This window comes from Mesorhizobium sp. C399B (assembly GCF_030323185.1).
Lineage (GTDB): Bacteria > Pseudomonadota > Alphaproteobacteria > Rhizobiales > Rhizobiaceae > Mesorhizobium.
This window is the reverse complement of record NZ_CP100472.1, coordinates 2,582,224-2,603,270: the sequence shown is the minus strand read 5'-3', so window position 1 is coordinate 2,603,270 and position 21,047 is coordinate 2,582,224. Positions and strand designations below refer to the sequence as shown.

The window sequence follows — 21,047 nt, the reverse complement described above, 5'->3', positions numbered from 1 at the left end:
AATCTCTGGGAACCACAGCATCGGATTTTATGGTGAACAGCCGGTTAAGGAATCCCGCCGCTCATTCGGTTTCGAAATTGCCGTGCGGAACGACGAGGCGATATTCGAGGCGGTCACTGGTGATCTCCAGCGTCGCCGTGCCGTTCAGCGATGCCGGCACGACACGTTCGAGGGCAACGCTGCCGAAGCGTTTCTCGGTGCGCCTGTTATCATTGGCGACAATGGCCTCGACCCAGGTCAGCGACAAAGCCGGCTTGTCTGCGGCCTCTGCGACGTTCGACAGATCGGCGGTTACCTCGACAAAGCCGTCCGGCCGCGCCAGGGCGCCGTAGCTGAATGAATTGACGGCGAGTTCGTGCATTGCCAGTCCAATATGAATGGCCGCGTTGGGATTGAGGTAGGGGTTGACGCCATTGAAGCGCAGGCTCTGCGCGGGATCGGCGCCGTAGCGAACGACCTGGCCGCGGATAAGCTCGCGAAGTGCTGCACCCCGCCAGTTCGACGACGTTACCAGATCCTGGGAGGAAGCCAGTGACTGCAGGCGGCCGCGAAAGCGCTTCAGGAAATCGTCGGGTGTCTCGGAATAGCGGCCGGTCTGGGTGGCAATACTCTGGATGATGGCCAACAGGTTCTTGGAGCGGTGGCTGACTTCGCGCAACAGCGTCTTCAGCGTCTGTTCGCGGCGTTTCTGCTCGGTGGTTTCCACCATCGTGGTGACGACGCCCTGCACGTCGCCGCGATGGCCCCGATCGGCATCGACCCATACCTGGAACCAGCGCATGCCATCACCGGTGGGAACACTCAGTTCAAGGCGTTCCGGATTGCCGGAAGCGATCACATTGCTTTTGGCGGCGGCGATTTGCTCAGCTTGCGCCGGTGGCAACGCGCCGTTGCTGTCGGCTGTGTCGGAAACCCACGGCGCACGCATGTTGCGGGCCCATACAGTCTTCAATTCACGATCCTGATAGAGGACGGAAATGCCGGCATTGTGCAGAGCGTGAAGCAAGGCCCGGCCAAGCTGCATTCCGCTTTCAGCCGGGTGCAGTGCGATCACCTCGTCGCCCTGTCCGCTCTCGCCTCCGCCAATGGAACGCATCAATCACCTGTCCACCTGATCAGGACCGAACGATTCACTTGGACTCAGTTCCTGAGTAGGTCCCCAGAAAAGGTCCGCCGGACGATGTCCCGTTGGAGGACATCGCCCGGCGGTGGCTGGAAACCGTTTGAGGGGTGCGGCTTCCAGTGTTCTTCGCCCGCTCCTACGATGCCCGTCTGAACAGGCCGGCCAGAAGCGAAATGACGAGGAAGGCGAGAAAGATGAAGAACAATATTTGCGCGATACCGGCCGAGGTACCGGCGATGCCGCCGAAACCAAGCGCGCCGGCGATGATCGCCACGACGAGAAATACGAGCGCCCAGTAGAGCATGATCTGTCTCCTTCCGATACTGGATCAAGAACGTGAGTGATTGCTGTTTGTTCCACCATTTGCCGAAAAAGAAGGTCTTTGGAAGAGGCCCGGACGCGAATTGATTCGCGCGCGTGAGCGCGATACGGCGCGACGGGCAGCCGCCGATCGCCGGGTTAGGCGATCGCCAGTGCCGCCAACGCTGCGAGGCGGCGAAAAGTTGGAGATTGAAGGCCCTACTTCACGCGGCGGCCTTGGCCTGCCGGTCGAAGAACAGCGCTTGGCTGATCAGCGCCTTGACCATGTCGGGATTGAACGGCTTGGTGACGAGGAAGGCCGGTTCAGGCCGCTCGCCGGTCAGCAGACGTTCGGGGAAGGCGGTGATGAAGATTACCGGCACCGAAGTCGACGACAGGATTTCGTTGACCGCATCGATACCCGAGCTGCCATCGGCAAGCTGAATGTCGGCCAGCACCATCTTCGGCCTTGTCTTGCCGAACATCGCCACCGCCTCGGTATGGGTGCGCGCGGTTCCGACCACGTGGTGGCCGAGGCTCTCGACCATTTCCTCGATGTCCATGGCGATCAGCGGCTCGTCCTCGATGATCAGCACATCGGTCGCCACCTGGCGAGAGATCTCGTTGCTCGCCTGGGCAAGCAGTTCGGAGAATTCCTTGGCGTCGACATCGAGAATTTCAGCTGCCTCGTCTTCACCGAAGCCTTCGACCGCGACCAGCAGGAAAGCCTGGCGTGGCCGTGGCGCAATGGCGTTCAGATTGGCGGCGGCGCGCTGCTCCCATGCCGATTGCGCCTGCTCCTGCGGAACGCGGATGGCAATGGAGGTGAACAGTTTGGCGAATACCTTGTAGAGCGCGATGCGGTCGCTTGACGCTTGCGGGAAGATGTCGACGTCGGCGATGATGGCTTCGAGCATCGCGGCGACCAGCGCATCGCCACTCTCCTGCGATCCGGATACGGCGCGTGAAAAGCGGCGCAGGAACGGCAGGTGCGGAGCGATGGTTGCGGAAAGGCTCATGGTAGACGTCTCCCTCAGATGACGTGATTGCATAGATTGCAGGTCAAGCTGATTGCAAGCCCCAACACCCAAACGCGGGTTTTGCGAAAAAGTTCCGACACTTGTGGAACGAAACTGCACGGGCGACGTTTGTGGTGCGATGGGCAACCAGACGAGGGGGCCGCTTTGCGTTGTGTAATGGGGCGGCTCGGGGCGGCTGGATTTAAGGGCGAAATGAAGGACATGAATAAAGAAACGCTGGCTGGCGCCGCTGACAGGCGCCGGGCCAATTCCGGCGACCCGCTCGGGGCGAATTCGGAAATTGGCCGTAAACTCAAACAGTATTATGACGAGCTGGTCTCGGACAATGTGCCGGATCGCTTTGCCCAGTTGCTCAGCCAACTGGAAAAGGCCGAACCCGCACAGAAGAAGGACTGAGGCATGGCAGCTGTCTCACAAGGGTTCAAGACCGACCTGCTCGGCTCGATCCCGAGCCTGCGGGCTTTTGCCGTGTCGCTGACGCAGAATGCCGACAAGGCCGACGATCTCGTGCAGGAGACGCTGGTCAAGGCTTGGGACAAGCATGAGAGCTTTCAGCCCGGCACCAATCTCAAGGCATGGCTGTTCACCATCCTGCGCAACGAGTTCTATTCCCAGATGCGCAAGCGCGGCCGCGAGGTGCAGGACAGCGACGGCATCATGACGGCCAGGCTTGCCGTTCATCCGGCTCAGCACGGCCAGCTTGACCTCAAGGATTTCCGCGGCGCGCTCGAGCAACTCCCCGAGGACCAGCGCGAAGCCATCATCCTCATCGGCGCTTCAGGCTTTTCCTATGAAGAGGCCGCCGAAATCTGCGGCTGTGCGGTCGGAACGATCAAGAGCCGGGTCAGCCGGGCCCGCACGCGGTTGCAGGAGATCCTCAAAATCTCCGGCGAAGACGAATACGGGCCGGACGCGATCTCGTCCCAGGTGACGGGTTCAAACGCTGCCTGACGGCGGAGGCCCCGTTTGCGGGCCTGGGCTCTCTACACATACGCATCGAAGATATCTCAGACTGGCGCGCGGCCGCAGGCCGCCGCCAGAGCCTCGACGAGATCGGTCCCCGAATAGGGCTTGGTGACCAGGCGGATGCCGGGAAAAGACCCTTTGATCTCATCGGGGTCCGAATAGCCGGAGGCAAAGACAAACGGCAGGCCCGATTGGCGCAGCCGCGCGGCGAAATCGAGTGTGGACGTTCCGCCCAGCATGAGGTCCACGATAGCGGCGTCGAACTCGCCAACGACCTTCTGCTCATCGATCTCGGCCAGAGCGCGGGCAATCACTACGTCGTTCGCGCCATGGTCGCGGCAAAGCTGCTCGACATCCATGGCGATCAGGAATTCATCCTCCAAGACAAGAATTCGCAATCCCTCAAGCAATGGCGGCACTTGGCAATCTCTCCTCAATTCTTGCAGCATCGGGTACCGTGACTCCAGTCAACCGCATCGTGGACCTTGGGGGATCGGTCAGGCCTTAATCCGAAAAGTTCGCCCACCGGCTCTACTCCACAAGCGAGCTTCGAATTCGCCTCAGTGGAGTGTAGCGAGTCATGATCGCTATTTGCCATCCTGTCATTTAAAAAAGACATGCCATCGGCAGCGGAACCGCGGCCTTGCAAAGGCGTAGCACTCAGTCTCTGGCAAGAGACTTTCGAAAGAGGGATCGAAATGTCTGGCCAGAATGGTCGTTCGTTTTCCAGCCGTCAGTACCCATGCGAGATCTGCCCGCTTCGGCCATTGCCGGTGTTCCGGGAATTCGAGAAGCAGGAGCTTGCCTATGTCAGCATGTTCAAGAAGGGCGAACTGGCCGTCGACAAGGGCGCCACAGTGCTGGTCGAAGGCAGCCAAAGTGCTCATCTCTACACCGTGCTTTCGGGCTGGGCCTTCCGCTACAAACTATTGTCGGACGGCAGGCGCCAGATCCTGAACTACTCCATGCCCGGCGATCTTATCGGGCTGCAGGGCAGCCTGATGGGCGAAATGCAGCACTCGGTCGAGGCGCTGTCGCCCATGCTGTTGTGCGTCTTCGAGCGTGAAAACCTGCACGAGCTCTACCGCAACCATCCGGGCCTTGCTTACGACATTACCTGGCTGGCGTCGCGCGAGGAGCGCATGCTGGACGAGAACCTGCTCAGCGTCGGTCGGCGCACGGCGGTCGAGCGCACCGCCTATCTCATTGCCTTCATCGCCAGCCGCGCGGCGGCAGTCGGGCTCAACGGCAAGGCGCCGGTGCAAATCCCGATTACCCAGCAGCATGTCGCCGATACGCTCGGCCTGTCGCTGGTCCACACCAACAAGACGATCCGCAAGCTCATCGATCGCAAGCTGATCGCTTGGCGCGACGGCGGTTGCGAAGTGATCGACGGGGAGGGGCTGAAGGATCTCGCGCGCTGGGAGGGCCTAAGCGAAGGCCGTCGGCCGCTGATCTGACAGGCAGGCCTCCATCTGGGGCTGGACTCGCACTTGCAAACACCCTTTCATGGATACGGTCTCCGATTTCGGAACCATGATGTGTGTCGGGCGTTTGAAGCCAAGCAAACGCAAGGAGTTTAGAATGGCAACTGCCGCAGGAAAAACCGCCAACGAAAGTCAGACGAACGCCGACCTCGAGGCCGACATTCGGCAGTTGAAGGCGGATATCGAAAAATTGACCAAGCAATTGGCCAAGACCGGCGAACATGGTTACGGCACGGCGCGGCGCGCTGCTGCCGAAGGCGTCGACCAGTTGCGCGCGCAGGGCGAAGCCGTCTTCGACAGCCTGCGTGGCAACGCCAAGGATCTTGAGGCCCAGATCACGGCCAATGTGCGCGAGAAGCCGGTAACTTCACTGGCGATCGCGGCCGGCGTCGGCTTCCTGTTTGCGCTTCTTGCCCGGCGCTAGTTTCGACAGAGATGGGCATGCTGGCACCGCTTATCTCGGCCTTGGCCTCGGGTGAAGCCATTGCCGCCATGCGCCGCGCGCGCACGGCGGCAATCGTCTATGGGCTCGCCGCCGTGGCTGCCCTGTGCGGCCTCGGGTTTCTCCTGGGGGCGGCCTACATCTGGGCGGCTGACCGTTACGGCTCGATGGCCGCCTGTCTCGGCTTCGCGGCCGGTTTCCTGGTAACGGCCGGGCTTATCGTGCTCATTCATCAACTTGCGGCCGGAACGCGTGCGCGCCGACGTGCGCGAAGGCGCAATGCCGACCTGAAGGCGCTCGGTATCACCGCGGCGCTTGCCGTGCTGCCGGCCTTGCTCAAGGGGAAAGGCGGGAAGGGCGTCATTCTCGGCCCGATGATCGCGCTCGCGGCCTATGCCATCTACCGCGAGAACGTCAAACCGGATCCGGGCGATCCAGACAGCGAAGCCGACTAAAGCGCGTCGCGCTGATACGCTGTTCCCGGGAAAACCGCTTCGCACTTCTGAAATTGCTTTAAGCCGGCAGATCTTCAAGCGGCATCGATATTTCGGCGAACACGCCTTCGCTGCGGAATTCGTGGGTCACTTCGCTCGATAAAACCTTGGCGAGGCTGCGGCGGATCAGGATAGAGCCGAAGCCCTGGCGTTCCGGCGGGTCGACTTTCGGCCCGCCGCTTTCGCTCCAGGTCAGCACAAGGCGGCGCGCGCCTTTCTTGCCCGCCGCCTTCCAGTCGACATCGACCTTCCCCGAGCCAACCGACAGCGATCCGTATTGCAGCGCGTTGCTGGCCAGTTCGTGCATGATCAAACCGAGCCCCACCGCCTGGTCGGGCGAAAGCAGCAGCTCCGGACCGGAGATCACGATGCGCGGCCGTTCTGCCGAATCGAACGGCTTCACCTCGATCTGCATCAGTTCGCGAATACCGATGCCGCGCCATTCGCGATCCGACAGCAGGTTATGGGCAGCGCCCAGCGCCTGCAGCCTGGCGCCGAAGGCTTCCAGGAATTCGCTTGGGCGGCGAGCGTGGCGAACGGTCTGTGTGGCCAGCGCCTGCACGGTCGCCAGCGTGTTCTTGACCCGATGGTTGAGCTCGCGCAGCAGCAGCCTTTGCCGGTCCTCGCCGAGCTTGCGTTCCGAGATGTCGTAGTTGACGCCAAAGATAAGCGTCGGCTTGCCTTCGCCGTCGCGCTCGATGACGCGGCCGCGGGTGACTATCCAGCGCGGCGGATCGAAGCCTTTGACCCGGTATTCGCCGAAATAGTCGTCGCTGCCGGTCAGGGCATCGCGAAAGCGCGTCTCGGTCTGGTAGACGTCGCGCGGGTCGATGGCGGCCAAAATGTCGCGCGCCCGCAGCCGGTTCGAACGCGGCAGGTTGAACAGCTCCGACAAACGCACGTCGCATTCGATCATGTCGGTGCGGATATCCCAGGCCCAACTGGCGAGCGAGGCGGCATCGAGCGCTATGGCTCGGCGCTTTTCCTCCTGCGCCAAAGCAGCCGTGGCAATGGCGCCGCTGCGGGTGGCGTCCTTGAGGGTAAACAGGCTGGCGGCGAGGCTGGCCAGCGATTTCAAATGATCGAGCGCGGCAGCGGACGGAAATTCATGCGGCTCCCGGTCGAGCACGCACACCGTGCCGACGCGCGCGCCGGCGACCACCATCGGCGCGCCGACATAAAAGCGGACATGGTGTTCGCCGGTGACCAGCGGGTTGCGGGAGAAGCGAGGGTCGATGCTGGCATCCGGCACCACCATGGGCTCGTCGCCGGCGGCAATGGTATGGGCGCAGAACGATATGTCGGTCGCGTTTTCGGTCTCGTCGAAGCCGACACAGGATTTGAACCACTGTCGTTCGGTGTCGAGCAGCGTGACGAGCGCGATCGGCGCCTGCATCACGGCTGCGGCAAGGCCGGTGATGCGATCGAAGTCGGGATCGGAGTCGGTGTCGATCGCGTCAAGCCTATGCAGTACGGCAAGCCGCTCCGGCGCCGCCACGGCGCGGCGGACCTCAACCGGCAAACCAGCCTGCTTCGCCACCTTGCTATCCACCAAGCCCCCTCGCTTGCAGGCCCCACCTGCGGTGGCGCGCATCTCGCGCGGCCGTCGTCGCGCGCCGGAACTTTTGTAGCAAGCAATCGTTACCCCACCATGCTTCGCTGGCGATGGTTTTATCCACCATCCCGGTTGCGCGACAGGAACGCCGCCAATGACCAAGATCGCCCCTGAAAACAAAGCCCGTCAGGGGCGCTGGGGTTGGCACGGCCTGCGCATATTGGTCGCCGGGTTGCTCCTGGCTTTCATTGCTTGGGGAGCGGCCGAGATTTATGGCCAAAAGATCGATCCAGATACCCCTGAAAGCCAGGGGCAGCCCACCGGCCAGAGCGCGCCGGCCAACCAGAGCGCGCCAGCCGGCGAGGGGCAGTCGGGCGGCTAGGGTTTTCCGCGTCATTCGTAATCGCATCAGGCGGCCTTCGCCTGGGCGGCTTGCGCCGGAACCAGGACGTTCAGTGCGCCAGGGTGGATCTGGATTGTCGTTTCGCGCTCCAGCTTGACCAGTTCGCCGTCGATGACGGCGCCGAATTTCTTGCTCCCGGTATGGATCGTCACGATTGCCTTGTCGGCCTGATGAGTTTCGACATGATCGCTGTCGCGCCACCTGCCTCGAGCCATGTCGAAGAGCGCCCTGACCAGCTCGCCACGCTGCCGCGCCACGGTTACATAGATGCCGAGCACGCCGCCGGCAGGATTGTCGGCATAAGGCAGATGGCCTTCGCCAAACAGATTGTTGGAAATGCCGATGCCGCTGATGCGGGTCACGATCTCGGCTTCGCCGACCGTCAATGTCACCTTCATGGCGGGAGGATTGTTGATCGTCGTCCAAGCGGCCTTGGCCGAAGCGCGAATCTTTCCCAAGCGCGAGGCGAATTCCATATTGTCGCGCAGCTTTACCATCCTGGCGTGCAGGCCGATCGAGAACTGATGCACGAACGGCCGGCCATTCGCGCTCGCGATATCGACCGCCATGATCTCGCCGTCGGCAAAGGACTTCAGCGCGCCATCGATGGTCTGCGGAATTCCAAGGCCGCGGGCGAACAGGTTCATTGTTCCTGCAGGCAGGACGGCCAGCGCCTTCTTGCCATTCATCAGCCGCCCCGCGGCGGCCGAAATGGTGCCGTCGCCGCCACCGGCCAGCACGACGTCGATGTCGCGCCGCGCGGCGACCTTATCGAGCGCCGCGACAATCTCTTTGCCGGCGACGATGTCGATATCGATGGAGTGACCAGCCGCCTCGAGCGTCTGGCGCATGCGGTCCGTTAGCGCGGAAAGATCGGTGGTCCGCAAGGTGCCGCCGTCCCGGTTCAGCACCGCTGCAAATCGCATGCCCCGCTCCGTATTCTTTTTTAAAGGCCGGAATGCCAGCCGCAGGCTGAAACGGGCAAGCTTGGCAAAGGTTCCATCGGCCGGGCGGGAATGTCGGGCGATTCCGCGGACTTGCCCAGGGTATTTCGATGCTCCCGTTTTTTCGGAACAAGCGCCTTGTCACAACGTTGTGATCCCATTGGAGGCGCCGCCTTCGGTCTCCCGGCAAGTGGTTTGCCGATTGCGGCGCGCATGAGATCACGCAAGAGGAGACTTAATCATGATCCGCACACTGTTCGCGACGACTGCACTCGCAACGCTGATCGCTACCGGTGCGTTTGCGCAGTCAACGACGACCCCGGCGACGACCCCAGCGCCGGCTGAAGCCCCTGCCACCATCGCGCCGGCGCCGCAACAGGCCGACGGCGCGCTGATGACCAATATCATCGGCGAGTCCGTGTACAATGGCACCGGCGACGATGCGCAGAAGATCGGTGACGTCAGCGACGTCGTCCTCGATGAAAACGGCCAGGCGAAATCCGCCATTATCGGCGTTGGCGGCTTCCTCGGCATAGGCAGCAAGAACGTCGCCTTCGACTACGGCAAGTTGCAATGGGTCGAGAGGAATGGTGACCGCTGGCTCGTCGCCGAGACGACGAAAGAAGCGTTGACGGCGCTGCCCGACTTCGACCGTAAGCCCTACGATCCGGCCTCGGCGCCTGCTTCCACGGCGCAGAACGACCCGCAGAAGCCGGTTGATCTCAACGCCGCGCCGTCAGATCCGGCGGTGAAACGCGCTGACGGCAATCTCGCAACCAACATCATCGGCGAGAATGTCTACAATGGCACTGGCGACGATGCCCAGAATATCGGCGACGTCAACGACATCGTGCTGACCAAGGATGGCAAGGCGCAGTCGCTGGTGATCGGCGTCGGCGGCTTCCTCGGTATGGGTGAAAAGAACGTCACCTATGATTTCGCCAAGGCGCGGTGGGCCGAAAAGAACGGCGATCGCTGGCTGGTGGCGCAGACGACCAAGGAGGAACTGCAGGCGCAGCCTGATTTCGACCGGAAGCCCTATGATCCGGCGCCCGTGACGACAACCTCCGACGCGACGCAGCCGACTGCTCCGGCTGCCCCGACGGCCGTTGCACCGGCTGACAATGCTCAGCCAGCGGACAAGACCGCGGAAGCTCCGGCCGGGACAAAGGCTACCGATCCGACGCAAACGGCAGCGATCGACAAGTCCACATTGACCGAAATGCCGGTCGGTAACATCAGAGGCGACGACCTGAAGGGCACCACCGTCTATGGCGCCAACGACGCCAAGGTCGGCGAGATCGGCGACGTCGTGCTCACGCCCGACAGCAAGCCGGATGCCGTCATCATCGATGTCGGCGGCTTTCTAGGCATCGGCGCCAAGGAGGTCGCGGTCGGCATGGACAAGCTCAAATTCATGACCGACAAGGACGGGAACAAATATCTCTACACCAACTTCACCAAGGAGCAGCTGCAGGCGCAGGCCGCCTATGACAAGGGCAGCTATGCTGAGAAGCGCGACCAGCAGCGGATGGTGGTACAGTAAGGGAATAGGCAGTAGGGATTAGGCAGTAGGCGAAAAACCAAGCGACTAGGCATCAGGCCGCCGGAAACATTCTGCTGCCTGCTGCCTGCTGCCTGCTGCCTACTGCCTGCCCACATACCCCACCACCCCCTGGCCCGTCAGCTCTGCAAGCGCCAGCGACTGGTCGAGATGCTCGGCGCGCCAGGCAAGCAGCCGCTCGGCAAATTCAAGCCGCACGCTGAGATAGGCCGGGTCGGCGGCAACGTTGGCCAGTTCGCCCGGATCCTTCTCCATGTCGAAGAGCAGCGGCGGCAGGCCGCCGCCGAAATGCACGTATTTGAATTTTTCCGTACGGATGACGGCGAGGTTGCACTGGCGCGAGCCGATGCCGAAATGCCGTTCGGCCTCACCGCTGGCACTCGAGCGGAAGTCGAACTCCCAATGCGCCGCGTCGCGCCAATCCTTAGGCGGTTCATCTTGCAGGAACGGTTTTAGCGAGCGGCCGTCGAGATGCAGCTGGGCGTCGGCGTCAAGCAGATCGAGCAAAGTCGGAAAGATGTCGACTGCCTCGGTGAAGTGGTTGACGATCGAGCCGGCTGCATTGCCGCGTCGTGGGTCGCGCACGATCAATGGGATGTGATAGCTGCCGTCGAAGAAGCCGCCTTTGCCCAGCATGAAATGGTCGCCCATCATCTCGGCGTGGTCCGAAGTCAGCACGATGATGGTGTCATCCCATGCATTCGCCGTCTTGATCGCTTGCCAGATGCGGCCAAGCTGCGCGTCGACCTCCGAGATCATGCCGTAATAGATCGCGCGGATGGCCCGGATGTTGTCGTCGCCCCAGTCGCGCACGTGGCCGTCGGTGCCGGGGCGGAAGCTTCTCCGCTTCTGGCGACCAAGGTCGTAAGCCAGATAGGGATGCCTTTGCGCCTCGGCCTGCCAAGTCTCGACATGGCGGAAGGGCGGTCCGTCCGCCGGATCATACAGCGTGTTGTAGGGCTGCGGTACGACAAAGGGCGGATGCGGGCTGATGAAGGAGACATGCGCGAACCATGGCGAATCCTGTTCGTCCAGCCAGCGAATGAATTCGCCGGCAAGAAAAGCGGTCGGCGTCTCGTCCCTGGAATAGACGGGCGGCGCGCTGGTCACGGCGTCGCCCGCTTCCCCGCCCATGGGACGGTGAATGCCGGGAGAGCCCGCGCTGGTGTCGACGCCACGTGCCTTCAGCCATGACAGCCATGGTTTCTGATGCTCAGGCAGGAACTGGCGCACGCTGAAGCCGGGCAGCACGCCCTCATAGCTTTTCAGCCGGGGATCGCCCGGCGCCATCGTGCGCGGATCGGGCGAGACGTCGGTGTAGCCGAACAAAGTCGGATCATAGCCGAGGGCGCGGGCCGAAAGCGCGATGTTGCCGTGGCGGGCGTCGAGCGGCGTGCCGTTGCGGCAAACGCGATTGTTCATCTGGTAGAGGCCGGTGTAGAGGCACGCACGGGCCGGCGAGCAGGGCGCCGCGCCGCCGTAATGCCGCTTGAAAAGGACGCCTTCGGCGGCGAGCGCATCGGCATTCGGCGTCTTCACCACGGGATGGCCGGCAGCCGACAGGCAATCGCCCCGCCATTGGTCGCAGGAGATCAATAGGATGTTTGGGCGTCTGCTTTTCGCGGCCAATGCTCTATCCTGTCACGTCGGGAAGACGTTCAATGAACCGGAATTTGGCTGCGGCGCAAGCCTGTCGGTCTTGCTTAAATGGTGAACGAAAATTTCCTGCTGTTCACTATTAGGATACAGTCCATTCTGAGTTTGCCGCCTTTGCCATTGCCGGGCGGCCCCTCATATAGGCGTGGACAGCGGCAAGGGCCGCAAACCGAAGGGAAGGAGCAAGACAATGCTCGACCAGATCAAGGGCCTGCATCACGTGACGTCGATGGCCGGCGATGCGCGCCAGAACAATGATTTCTTCACGCACAAGCTCGGCCTGCGCCGGGTCAAGAAGACCGTCAACTTCGACGCGCCAGATGTCTATCACCTCTATTATGGCGACGAGCACGGTACGCCCGGCTCGGTGATGACCTATTTTCCGTTCCCCGACATTGCCAGGGGCCGCCACGGCGTCGGCGAGGTGGGTACCACGGCCTATTCGGTGCCGGCCGGCACGCTCGGCTATTGGGAAAAGCGCTTCGCCGATGAAGGCGTTGCGGGTGTCTCCCGCGAAGAGACGTTCGGCGAGAAGCGGCTGGCCTTCGCCGGTCCCGACGGCGACGGTTTCGCGCTGGTCGAAGACAAAGCGGACAGCCGCGCGCCATGGTTGAAAGGCGGCATTCCCGCTGATGAGGCGATACGCGGCTTCCACTCGGTCTCGCTCAGATTGAAGGATGGCGGCGCCACGGAAGAGCTGTTGAAGTTCATGGGCTATGAGCAAGTGGACAAGTCCGGCAGTGTCAGCCGGCTCGCCATCAAGAACGGCAACGGCGCTGATGTCGTCGATATCGAATCGCTGCCTACCGCGGGCTTTGCCAATCTCGGCGCCGGCTCGGTCCACCATGTCGCCTTCGCGGTGGAGAACCGCGCCCAGCAACTCCAAGTGCGCAAGGCGCTGATCGATACGGGTTATGGCGTAACGCCGGTGATCGACCGCGACTATTTCTGGGCGATCTATTTCCGCACGCCGGGCGGCGTGCTGTTCGAAGTCGCCACCAATGAGCCGGGCTTCGACCGCGACGAGGACACCGCCCATCTCGGCGAAGCCCTGAAACTGCCGACGCAGCACCAGCATCTGCGGCCCTATCTTGAAGAGCATCTGCAGAAGCTGGAAGGCTGAGACGATGAGCAAGGAAGCTTACATCCATAAGGCGCTGCCGGGTTCGCCCGGCGGCCCGCTGCTCTTCGTCTTTCACGGCACCGGCGCGGACGAGAGCCAGCTGCTGTCGCTCGGGCGCGACCTCGCGCCACAGGCGACGATCGTATCGCCGCGCGGCGATGTTTCCGAGCATGGTGCGGCGCGTTTCTTCCGCCGCACCGGCGAGGGCGTCTACGACATGGACGACCTCGCGCGGGCGACCGGCAAGATGGCCGGTTTCATCAAGGCGCAGGTGGCAGCGGCAAGGCCATCTTCGGTCTTGGGTCTCGGCTATTCCAACGGCGCCAACATCCTGGCGTCCGTAGTGTTCGCCGCGCCCGAGCTGTTCGATGCGGCGGTGCTGTTGCACCCGCTGATCCCGTTCGAACCGCAGGTGCAGGGCAGCCTTGCCGGACGCCGCATCCTGGTCACCGCCGGCAAACGCGATCCGATTTGCCCGCCCAATCTGACGTCGCGGCTGGAAGCCTATTTGCGTGCCGATAGCGCCGATGTCACAGTGGAGTGGCACGATGGCGGCCACGAAATTCGGCCAAACGAGATCGAAGCGGCAAGGCGGCTTTTCGCTGCCGTGCCGGTTGAAGGAGCAAGCGATGCCTGACGAATTGCCTAAGATCGAACTCGAGGACCGCGGCTCGAAGGGACGTTATGTGCTGCGCGGACCCGGCGGCGCCGAGGCGGAGATGACCTTTACCAAGGTCGGCGAGCACCAGATCATCATCGATCACACCGAAGTGCCGGACGTGTTTCGCGGCCAGGGCGCCGGCCTTCGGCTCGTCACCCGCGCCGTCGAGGATGCGCGGGCAGTGGGCAAGAAGATCATCCCGCTCTGCCCCTTCGCCAACGCCCAGTTCCGCCGCCATCCGGAATGGGCGGATGTGCTGAAGCAATAGACCTTTTTCCCTTCTTCCCTTGTGGGGTGAGTTGTCGGTCGCCGAAGGCGAATTCATCGTGCCGGTGGCACGATGAAAGGCCGGCGAACGCCGGGACGCTGCGAAGCAGCGGGGACCCGGCAGGTGGTCGGAGTCGCTCAGCCACAAGAGCGAACACCTCTCTGGCATTTGCGCAGTTCGGCCTTCTTGCCTAAGTACACAGTTCGCCGCGGTTCGTCCGCTCCTGCCAATTGACCGAATGGCTTCCTAATGACCGAACCCGATCTCGTCCCCGTCTTCGACGGCCACAACGACACGCTGCTGCGACTTTACCAGTCGAAAGACACAGACGTCGAAAAGCTGTTCATCGAGGGGACGCAGGGCGGTCATATAGATCTGCCGCGCGCCAAGAAGGGCGGCTTTGCCGGCGGCATGTTCGCGATCTTTCCACCGCCGGTCGAGAAGAGCAAACGCTCTGCGGTGCCGCCGGCGCCGAGCGACAATGAGCCATTGCCGCCGGAACTGCCACGCGCTGATGCGCTCAATTCCACCATCGGCATGGCCTCGATCCTGTTTCGGCTGGAGCGAGCGGGGGCGCTGACCGTCTGCCGCAGTGCCGGTGACATTCGCGAGGCGATGGCGAAAGGTTCGATCGCAGCGGTGTTTCACATCGAAGGCGTCGAGGCGATCGATCCCGAACTTACCTTGCTCGACGTGCTCTACGAAGCCGGCCTGCGCTCGCTCGGCATTGTCTGGAGCCGACCCAACGCCTTCGGCCATGGCGTCCCGTTCCGCTTTCCGTCGTCGCCCGATACCGGACCGGGGCTGACCGATGCCGGCAAGGCGCTGGTCAAGGCCTGCAATCAGCTCAAGATCATGGTCGACCTGTCACATCTCAACGAAAAGGGCTTTCGCGATGTCGCCGCGCTCAGCGATGCGCCGCTGGTCGCCACTCATTCCAACGTGCATGCGCTGTGCACCCATTCGCGCAACCTGACGGACTGGCAGCTCGGCGCTATCCGCGAGACCGGCGGCATGGTCGGGCTCAACTTCGCCACCGGCTTCCTGCGTGAAGACGGACGGATGAATTCGGACACCAGCCTCGACATCATGGTGCGCCATGTCGACTCGCTGCTGCAGGCGCTGGGCGAGGACGGCGTCGGTCTCGGCTCGGATTTCGACGGGGCGATGATTCCGGCCGTCATCGGCGACGTTGCCGGTCTGCCGAAGCTGATAGATGCGCTGGCCGCGCGCGGTTTCGGACGCGCGTTGATCGAGAAGATAGCCTATCGCAACTGGCTGAGCGTTCTCGAAAGAACCATAGGCTGAGGCTTAAGCGCCCATGCGCTTCAGCCAATCCTGGCCGCCGCGATCCCTGATCATCGGCAGCGGGTTCTCCCAGTCCAGCCGCGCGCAGATGCGGTAGACTTCGAGCGTCTCGGCGCTCATTTCGCCGCGCTTGTAGAAGTACATGGCGGCGGCATAGCGGGTACGACCCGACCATTTTTCGCCGAGCGGCGTGTTGACCAGCTGCCACTGTTCGGCGGCTTCCGTCTCATCATCCGGTTCGTCGGCCATGATCAGAAATCCGCCGGCGGATTGGCGGTGCGGCGGTCGAGCTTGATGAAAGGACGGGCCACCACCTTGGCCCGCTTCATCAGCTTCTGGTACTGCAACTCGCGCATGGCGTAGATCTCGACCCAGAGGTCTTCCACCATCGTATCACCATAGGGACGCGTCAGCGAGGCGATGGCGATATTGCGCTTGGCCATCGGCGACCAGATGGCGGCGCTGACCAGCCCGACCTCCTGATGCTTCTTGTGGTAGACGATGGCGTGCTCGGCCGGGATGTTGCCTTCGATCTCCAGCCCGACCAGCATGTGGCGCAGCTTGCGTTTGGCGCGCGCTTCGAGCATGGCGCGGCGGCCATTGAAATGGCCTTTTCCCAAATCGACCATAAAGCCGAGACCGATCTCGTCCGGCATGCGCAGACGGTCGGCGCGAATGGCATGCTCGGCGGTGGTGAAGTCGGCATTGGCGACGATGAGGCCGGCTTCCAGCCGGGCGCGGTTGAGGGCGGCGTAGCCGATGGCGCGGATGCCGCGCAGTTCGCCTGCCGTCATCAGGCGGTCCCAGAGGCTGAGCGCTTTTTCGGCCGGCACGAACAGTTCGTAGCCGAGATCGCCGGTGAAGCCGGTGCGTGAGATGGTGACGGTGCTACCGTCATGCGGGAACTCGGCGAGATCGAACACTTTGAGTTTTTCAACGCCGGCAAAGCCGGCCTCGCGCAGCACGGCGAAGGAGGTTGGGCCTTGCAGAGCGAGACCAGCGACGCTTTCAGTCTCTTCTTCGACGGTCACTTCGAAACCGATGGCGCTGTCGAGCAGCCAAGGCAGGTGCCGCTCCTGCGAACACAGGCGGAAGCGGGTCGGTGACAGCCGGAACAGCGTGCCGTCATCGAGGACAAAACCTTCGTCGTCGCACCATGCGGTGTAGTGGACGCGGCCCGGTTTCAGCTTGGTGACATCGCGCAGCGTGACGCGATCGAGGAAGGCTTCGGCATCCGGCCCCTCGATGCGGTATTTGGTCATCGGCGAGATGTCGAACAAAGCCGCCTGGCTGCGGATGGCGAAATATTCGAGTTCCTCGTCCCACAGCGAACGCGGCGCGCGATAGCCGGCCCAATTGTACCAGTCCTGAGTTTTGGCCAGCGCATCGATGCGCGGCTGGAACGGCGTGCCGAGACGCAGTGTGCGGAAATGCGACTGCGCTGTGGTGCGGGCGGCGTTGTTGATCGGACTCGTCATGACGGCATTCCTTCGCCGTAAAGTGCGGCGTTGACTGGCTGAAACATCCGATCATCCCTTCATCGCGATGATGCGCCGCGCCGCATTCAAACCGGGAGCACCCGAAACGCCGCCGCCCGGATGCGAACCGGCGCCGGCCAGGAACAGCCCCTCGATCGGCGTGTCGTAGCCCGACCAGCCGGAGACGGGCCGCGACATCAACATCTGGTCGGCCTGCAATTCGCCGTGGTGCCAATGGCCGCCCGGCATGCGGCAATTGGCTTCGATATCGGCTGGCGTCAAAAGCTCGGCATGCAGCACGGACTTGCCGATACCGGGGGCGTACGCTTCGAGCTGCGCCATAACAGCCTTGAGGAATTTCGGCTTGCCGGCATCCCAACCCTCTTTCAGCGCATAAGGCGCGTATTGCACGATCGCCGACAGCACGCAGGCGCCGCTTGGCGCGAGCGACGGGTCGGAGAGCGACGGCAGTGTGATCTCCATCACCGGTTCGGCTGAGAACTCGCCATATTTTGACGGGTTGAAGGCGCGCTCGACATGGTCGGCCGAGGGCGCGATGACCAGACGGCCCTTGTGATTATCGGCGCCGACGCCGGAAAATTGCGGTTGCCGTTCGAGCGCCAGATGGAGCTTCGCCGCGTCGCCCCTCATGCGGATGTTCTTTACCTTGCGCACGAAACCCGTGTCGATCTCGCGCGGGCCGACGAGATCGAGCATGGTCGTCGCCGGGTTGATGGCGGAGACGATCGTTCTGGCGTGCAGCACCTCGCCGCCGTCGAGGGTCACGCCGAGGGCGCGCCCTTTCTCGACGACTATTCTGGCCACGGGCGCTGCCGTGCGGATGGTGACGCCGGCTTTCTCCGCCGCCGCGCGAATGGCGGCAACGACCGCACCCATACCACCTTTCGGCAGCATCTGTGCCCCGGCCGCACCGTCAGTCTCGCCGGCCAGCCGGTAATAGAGGCCAAGCAGCGAGGTCGGCGAACGCGGGCCGAGGTGGCTGCCAAGCGTGGCGTCGAAGGCAAGCAGGCCCTTCAGCCTGAGATCGGCAAGCTGTTCGTCGAGCAGGTCGGCGACGTTCAACAGGAGCACCCGCAGGAAATCGCGCATGTCTTCCTTGCCGAGCTTTTTCAGCGCCACGGCCGTCTGGCCGAGCGCTGCGGTTTCAAGCAGCGACATGCCACCGAGATCGGGCGGGCGCCGCGACAGGAACGGTTTCAGGATGCCGGCATAGCGCATGAGTTGCGCGCGCAATTCCTTCCAGGCGGACTGCTCGGACGGAGTGGAGCCGGTCAGCACTTCGCCATAGGCGCCATGCAGGACAAGCGGCGGGCCGTCCCTCGCCAAGGCGACCGACGGAATGAAGTCTGCGCGGGTGACCTGCAGCCCGTGTTTCTCCAGCTCCAATGTCTTCACCACGTCGGGGTGCAGGCGGTTCAGCACATGCGCGATCGAGGAGACCCGAAAACCTGGCGCAAACTCTTCGGTGCGCGCCGCGCCGCCGACATCGCCGGCCGCTTCCAGCACCAGCACCTTGCGGCCGGCTTTCGCCAGAGTGGCGGCAGCGACAAGGCCGTTATGGCCGCCGCCTATGATGATGGCATCAAATGACGTCATGGGCCGGGCTCATATGGGAGGTCGATTTGGCGAGGTCGCGCAGGATCTCGGCTGCCGCATTGCGGCCGGGTGCGCCCATGACGCCGCCGCCGGGATGTGTCGAGGAGCCGCACATATAGAGCCCGCCGACCGGCGAGCGGTATTGTGCGTAGCCCGGCACCGGCCGGTTGAACAGCAACTGGTCGAAGGTCAGCTCGCCCTGGAAAATGTTGCCTTCGGTGAGGCCGACCTCGGCTTCGATCTCGCGCGGCGTGCGCACCTCCATATGGACGATGCGGTCGCGGAAGCCTGGCGAGTATTCGGCGATCTGCGCAACTACGCTTTCGGCGAAACCGTCGCGGTCGGCATCGGTCCAGTCGCGGCCGTTCACCTTGGGCGGTGCGTACTGCACGAAGCAGCTCATGAAATGCTTGCCCGGCGGCGCCATGGTCGGGTCGAGCGTCGTTGGGATGACCATGTCGAGGAATGGGTCGGCCGACCAGCGACCGGCCTTCCAGTCGTCATAGGCGCGCTCCATGCGCTCCATGGAATCGGTGAAATGCATGTCGCCGCGATAAACGGGTGAATCCTTCGGCAGTGCCGGGAATTCCGGCAGAGAATCCAGCGCGATGTTGACCTTGCCGGAGGAGCCGCGGATCTTGAAGTTCCTGACCCGCCGCAGGAAAATGTCGGGCAGTTCCTTCTCCTCGACCAGTTTCAGGAATGTGCGTTTGACGTCGGCGTTGGAGACGACGAGCTTGCCGTAGACCTCCTCGCCGCCGGCCAGCACCACGCCCTTGGCCTTGCCTCGGCTCACCAGCACATGGTCGACCTCGGCGCCGGTGCGGATAGCGCCGCCGGACGCCTTGAATGAAGCGGCGAGCGCCTTGGTGACGGCGCCCATGCCGCCGCGCGCATAGCCCCAGGCGCCGACCGAGCCGTCGACCTCACCCATATAATGGTGCAGCAGCACGTAGGCTGTGCCGGGCGACATCGGCCCGAGCGCGGTACCGATAATGCCGGACAAAGCGAAGTTCGCCTTGATGACATCGGTCTCAAAATATTCGTCGAGGAATTCCGAGATCGACATGGTCCAGAAGCGCAGCGTCAGCGCCATTTCTTCTGATGACAGGCCGACGAACTTCTTGCCGAGATAGAGAAGCTCTCCGAGGTCGCGCGGCTTGAGACTGGCCGGGTCCGGTGCGGTGCGCATCAGCAGCGGCTGGATGAAACGGCACTGCCGCGTCACGTCGCGCGAATAGCGGTCATAGGCCTCCGCGTCGCGCCTGGAGAAGCGGGCGAATTCGCGCCGGTGCGCATCGTGGTCACGGTAGTTGGCGAGGTAGTCGCCGTCGCGGGTGAACACGGCGCCGCCTTCATAGGAAATAACCTGCAAGCCGAAACGCGGCAGTTCGAGGTCGCGCATGATCTCGGGGCGAAACAGCGAGCAGACATAGGAGCAGTTGGAGTAGAGGAAGCCCGGCGTCAGCTCGCGGCTGGTGGCGGCGCCGCCGACCCAGTCGTTCTTTTCCACCACCAGCACGTCGAGCCCGGCGCGTTGCAAATAGCAGGCGTTGACCAGGCCGTTGTGTCCGCCGCCGATGACGATCGCATCCCAAGCTTTCATTCGCGCCCAGCCTTCATGGTGCTCGACCCTTCATTTTCGCGTGATTTGTCGCCGAATGCGCGGAATTTGGCACGGCAGCGGCTATTCTGTCCAGCCATTCTGAATGAATGTTCAACAAATGATATTGCGTTTTCCTGTTAATACGCTACGCTTTGCCGGCATTCGAACCTGCGCAATTCGGCTGACGGGACTTAAGGTCTGATGATCGAAACGGCAGATGGCGAGCCGGAATATGACGACGCCGCGATCCGCTTCCTCGAGGCGCTGTGGGGCGAGGGCTATCTGTCGCCGGGCGGACCAGACGAGGTCGACCGGGTGGTCGAAGGGCTGTCGCTCAGGGGCAAGACGATCCTCGACATCGGCTGCGGCTCCGGCGGCATCGCGCTGCATCTGGTGGAGCGCCACGGTGCTGCTCATGCCACCGGCTTCGACATCGAGCGGCCGGTGATCGAGGCGGCCAGAAAGCATGCCGCTGCACGAGGGCTTTCAGACCGCGCCAGCTTCGTCCAGGCGCCGCCGGGGCCGCTGCCTTTTGCCGACGCTTCGTTCGATGTCATCTTCTCCAAGGATGCGCTGGTGCACGTGTCCGACAAGGACGCGCTGTTTGCGGAAATCTTCCGCGTGCTGAAGCCGGGCGGCGTCCTTGCCGCCTCCGACTGGCTGATCGGCCATGACGGCGAGCCGTCATCTGAGATGAAGGCCTATGTCGCGGCCGAAGGCCTGTCCTTCGCCATGGCCTCGCCGGCACGCTATGCGCAAGCGATGCGCAGCGCCGGCTTTGCCGATGTCACTGTGAAGGACCGCAATTCTTGGTACCGCGAGGTCGCACGCGGCGAGCTGGAAAGGCTGAAAGGCCCGCTCTACGAGACGGCGGCAGTCGCGGTCGGAGCGGCCTATGTCGACAAGAACATCAAGACCTGGGAAGCCATGCAGAAGGTGCTTGACAGTGGCGAGCACCGTCCCACTCATCTTCGCGGGTGGAAGCCGGCTGTGGTGGGATAGCCGGCAATGT

At 63.0% G+C, this 21,047-nt stretch carries 23 protein-coding genes; 12 read left to right on the top strand and 11 right to left on the bottom strand.

Annotated features, from left to right (window positions below; translation table 11 throughout):
• Window positions 1-61: 61 nt before the first annotated feature.
• The 3 genes from NLY36_RS12350 to NLY36_RS12340 form a co-directional block, all read right to left on the bottom strand.
• Window positions 62-1,096 carry a sensor histidine kinase gene (locus tag NLY36_RS12350; RefSeq protein ID WP_023670099.1) on the bottom strand — a complete coding sequence of 345 codons (1,035 nt, stop codon included), beginning with the start codon at window positions 1,094-1,096 and terminating at the stop codon, window positions 62-64.
• 163 nt (window positions 1,097-1,259) lie between these two features.
• Window positions 1,260-1,427 carry a DUF1328 domain-containing protein gene (locus tag NLY36_RS12345; protein ID WP_023670098.1) on the bottom strand — a complete coding sequence of 56 codons (168 nt, stop codon included), beginning with the start codon at window positions 1,425-1,427 and terminating at the stop codon, window positions 1,260-1,262.
• 220 nt (window positions 1,428-1,647) lie between these two features.
• Window positions 1,648-2,442 (bottom strand): response regulator, encoded by a 795-nt coding sequence (locus NLY36_RS12340; RefSeq protein WP_023670097.1) that lies wholly within the window; start codon window positions 2,440-2,442, stop codon window positions 1,648-1,650.
• Window positions 2,443-2,655: 213 nt separating this feature from the next.
• On the opposite strand from NLY36_RS12340, the gene NLY36_RS12335 reads away from it, so the two are divergent.
• Window positions 2,656-2,859 carry a NepR family anti-sigma factor gene (locus tag NLY36_RS12335; RefSeq protein ID WP_023670096.1) on the top strand — a complete coding sequence of 68 codons (204 nt, stop codon included), beginning with the start codon at window positions 2,656-2,658 and terminating at the stop codon, window positions 2,857-2,859.
• A 3-nt stretch (window positions 2,860-2,862) separates the two neighbouring features.
• Window positions 2,863-3,414, top strand: coding sequence for a sigma-70 family RNA polymerase sigma factor (locus tag NLY36_RS12330; protein ID WP_023670095.1), 552 nt, complete (start codon window positions 2,863-2,865; stop codon window positions 3,412-3,414).
• Window positions 3,415-3,470: 56 nt separating this feature from the next.
• Here NLY36_RS12330 and NLY36_RS12325 read toward each other — a convergent pair whose 3' ends face one another.
• Window positions 3,471-3,848 (bottom strand): response regulator, encoded by a 378-nt coding sequence (locus tag NLY36_RS12325; protein ID WP_023670094.1) that lies wholly within the window; start codon window positions 3,846-3,848, stop codon window positions 3,471-3,473.
• A gap of 279 nt (window positions 3,849-4,127) precedes the next feature.
• Here NLY36_RS12325 and NLY36_RS12320 point away from each other — a divergent pair, with 279 nt between their 5' ends.
• From NLY36_RS12320 to NLY36_RS12310, 3 genes are all read left to right on the top strand, one after another.
• Window positions 4,128-4,889 carry a Crp/Fnr family transcriptional regulator gene (locus tag NLY36_RS12320; RefSeq protein WP_023670093.1) on the top strand — a complete coding sequence of 254 codons (762 nt, stop codon included), beginning with the start codon at window positions 4,128-4,130 and terminating at the stop codon, window positions 4,887-4,889.
• Between the two features lie 124 nt (window positions 4,890-5,013).
• On the top strand, window positions 5,014-5,340 hold the full coding sequence (locus tag NLY36_RS12315) for an ElaB/YgaM/YqjD family protein (protein WP_023670092.1): 327 nt from the start codon (window positions 5,014-5,016) through the stop codon (window positions 5,338-5,340).
• 11 nt (window positions 5,341-5,351) lie between these two features.
• Window positions 5,352-5,813, top strand: a complete 462-nt coding sequence (locus NLY36_RS12310; RefSeq protein ID WP_023706299.1) for a hypothetical protein — start codon at window positions 5,352-5,354, stop codon at window positions 5,811-5,813.
• A 58-nt stretch (window positions 5,814-5,871) separates the two neighbouring features.
• Here the strand turns inward: NLY36_RS12310 and NLY36_RS12305 are convergent, their stop codons facing one another.
• A complete protein-coding gene (locus NLY36_RS12305; protein ID WP_084026157.1) occupies window positions 5,872-7,446 on the bottom strand; it encodes an HWE histidine kinase domain-containing protein in 1,575 nt (524 codons plus the stop codon).
• Between the two features lie 115 nt (window positions 7,447-7,561).
• Here NLY36_RS12305 and NLY36_RS12300 point away from each other — a divergent pair, with 115 nt between their 5' ends.
• Window positions 7,562-7,789 carry a hypothetical protein gene (locus NLY36_RS12300; protein ID WP_023735212.1) on the top strand — a complete coding sequence of 76 codons (228 nt, stop codon included), beginning with the start codon at window positions 7,562-7,564 and terminating at the stop codon, window positions 7,787-7,789.
• A gap of 26 nt (window positions 7,790-7,815) precedes the next feature.
• Here the strand turns inward: NLY36_RS12300 and NLY36_RS12295 are convergent, their stop codons facing one another.
• Entirely contained in the window at window positions 7,816-8,736 is a 921-nt protein-coding gene (locus NLY36_RS12295; RefSeq protein ID WP_023735211.1) for a diacylglycerol/lipid kinase family protein, read from the bottom strand.
• A 259-nt stretch (window positions 8,737-8,995) separates the two neighbouring features.
• Between NLY36_RS12295 and NLY36_RS12290 the strand changes: the two genes are divergently transcribed.
• Complete coding sequence (locus tag NLY36_RS12290) at window positions 8,996-10,300, top strand: PRC-barrel domain-containing protein (protein WP_023696422.1); 1,305 nt, start codon at window positions 8,996-8,998, stop codon at window positions 10,298-10,300.
• A 99-nt stretch (window positions 10,301-10,399) separates the two neighbouring features.
• Here the strand turns inward: NLY36_RS12290 and NLY36_RS12285 are convergent, their stop codons facing one another.
• Window positions 10,400-11,947: an alkaline phosphatase family protein gene (locus NLY36_RS12285; protein ID WP_023696421.1), complete on the bottom strand. Its 1,548-nt coding sequence runs from the start codon at window positions 11,945-11,947 to the stop codon at window positions 10,400-10,402.
• A gap of 217 nt (window positions 11,948-12,164) precedes the next feature.
• Here NLY36_RS12285 and NLY36_RS12280 point away from each other — a divergent pair, with 217 nt between their 5' ends.
• The 4 genes from NLY36_RS12280 to NLY36_RS12265 all read left to right on the top strand — a co-directional run bounded on the left by NLY36_RS12280 (window position 12,165) and on the right by NLY36_RS12265 (window position 15,334).
• On the top strand, window positions 12,165-13,097 hold the full coding sequence (locus NLY36_RS12280) for a VOC family protein (protein WP_023696420.1): 933 nt from the start codon (window positions 12,165-12,167) through the stop codon (window positions 13,095-13,097).
• A 4-nt stretch (window positions 13,098-13,101) separates the two neighbouring features.
• Complete coding sequence (locus NLY36_RS12275; RefSeq protein WP_023696419.1) at window positions 13,102-13,734, top strand: alpha/beta hydrolase; 633 nt, start codon at window positions 13,102-13,104, stop codon at window positions 13,732-13,734.
• Complete coding sequence (locus tag NLY36_RS12270; protein ID WP_023696418.1) at window positions 13,727-14,026, top strand: GNAT family N-acetyltransferase; 300 nt, start codon at window positions 13,727-13,729, stop codon at window positions 14,024-14,026. Before NLY36_RS12275 ends, NLY36_RS12270 begins: the two co-directional genes overlap by 8 nt.
• 249 nt (window positions 14,027-14,275) lie before the next feature.
• Window positions 14,276-15,334, top strand: coding sequence for a dipeptidase (locus NLY36_RS12265; protein WP_023696417.1), 1,059 nt, complete (start codon window positions 14,276-14,278; stop codon window positions 15,332-15,334).
• Between the two features lie 3 nt (window positions 15,335-15,337).
• Here NLY36_RS12265 and NLY36_RS12260 read toward each other — a convergent pair whose 3' ends face one another.
• The 4 genes from NLY36_RS12260 to NLY36_RS12245 are packed head-to-tail and all read right to left on the bottom strand — an operon-like array spanning window position 15,338 to window position 20,035.
• On the bottom strand, window positions 15,338-15,583 hold the full coding sequence (locus tag NLY36_RS12260; RefSeq protein ID WP_023690115.1) for a hypothetical protein: 246 nt from the start codon (window positions 15,581-15,583) through the stop codon (window positions 15,338-15,340).
• 2 nt (window positions 15,584-15,585) lie between these two features.
• Window positions 15,586-16,812, bottom strand: a complete 1,227-nt coding sequence (locus NLY36_RS12255) for an aminomethyl transferase family protein (protein WP_023696416.1) — start codon at window positions 16,810-16,812, stop codon at window positions 15,586-15,588.
• A gap of 51 nt (window positions 16,813-16,863) precedes the next feature.
• Entirely contained in the window at window positions 16,864-18,429 is a 1,566-nt protein-coding gene (locus tag NLY36_RS12250) for a phytoene desaturase family protein (protein ID WP_023751671.1), read from the bottom strand.
• Window positions 18,416-20,035, bottom strand: coding sequence for a phytoene desaturase family protein (locus NLY36_RS12245; protein ID WP_023670078.1), 1,620 nt, complete (start codon window positions 20,033-20,035; stop codon window positions 18,416-18,418). Before NLY36_RS12245 ends, NLY36_RS12250 begins: the two co-directional genes overlap by 14 nt.
• Window positions 20,036-20,236: 201 nt before the next feature.
• Here NLY36_RS12245 and NLY36_RS12240 point away from each other — a divergent pair, with 201 nt between their 5' ends.
• A complete protein-coding gene (locus tag NLY36_RS12240; protein ID WP_023696414.1) occupies window positions 20,237-21,037 on the top strand; it encodes a class I SAM-dependent methyltransferase in 801 nt (266 codons plus the stop codon).
• The last annotated feature ends 10 nt before the right edge of the window (window positions 21,038-21,047 follow it).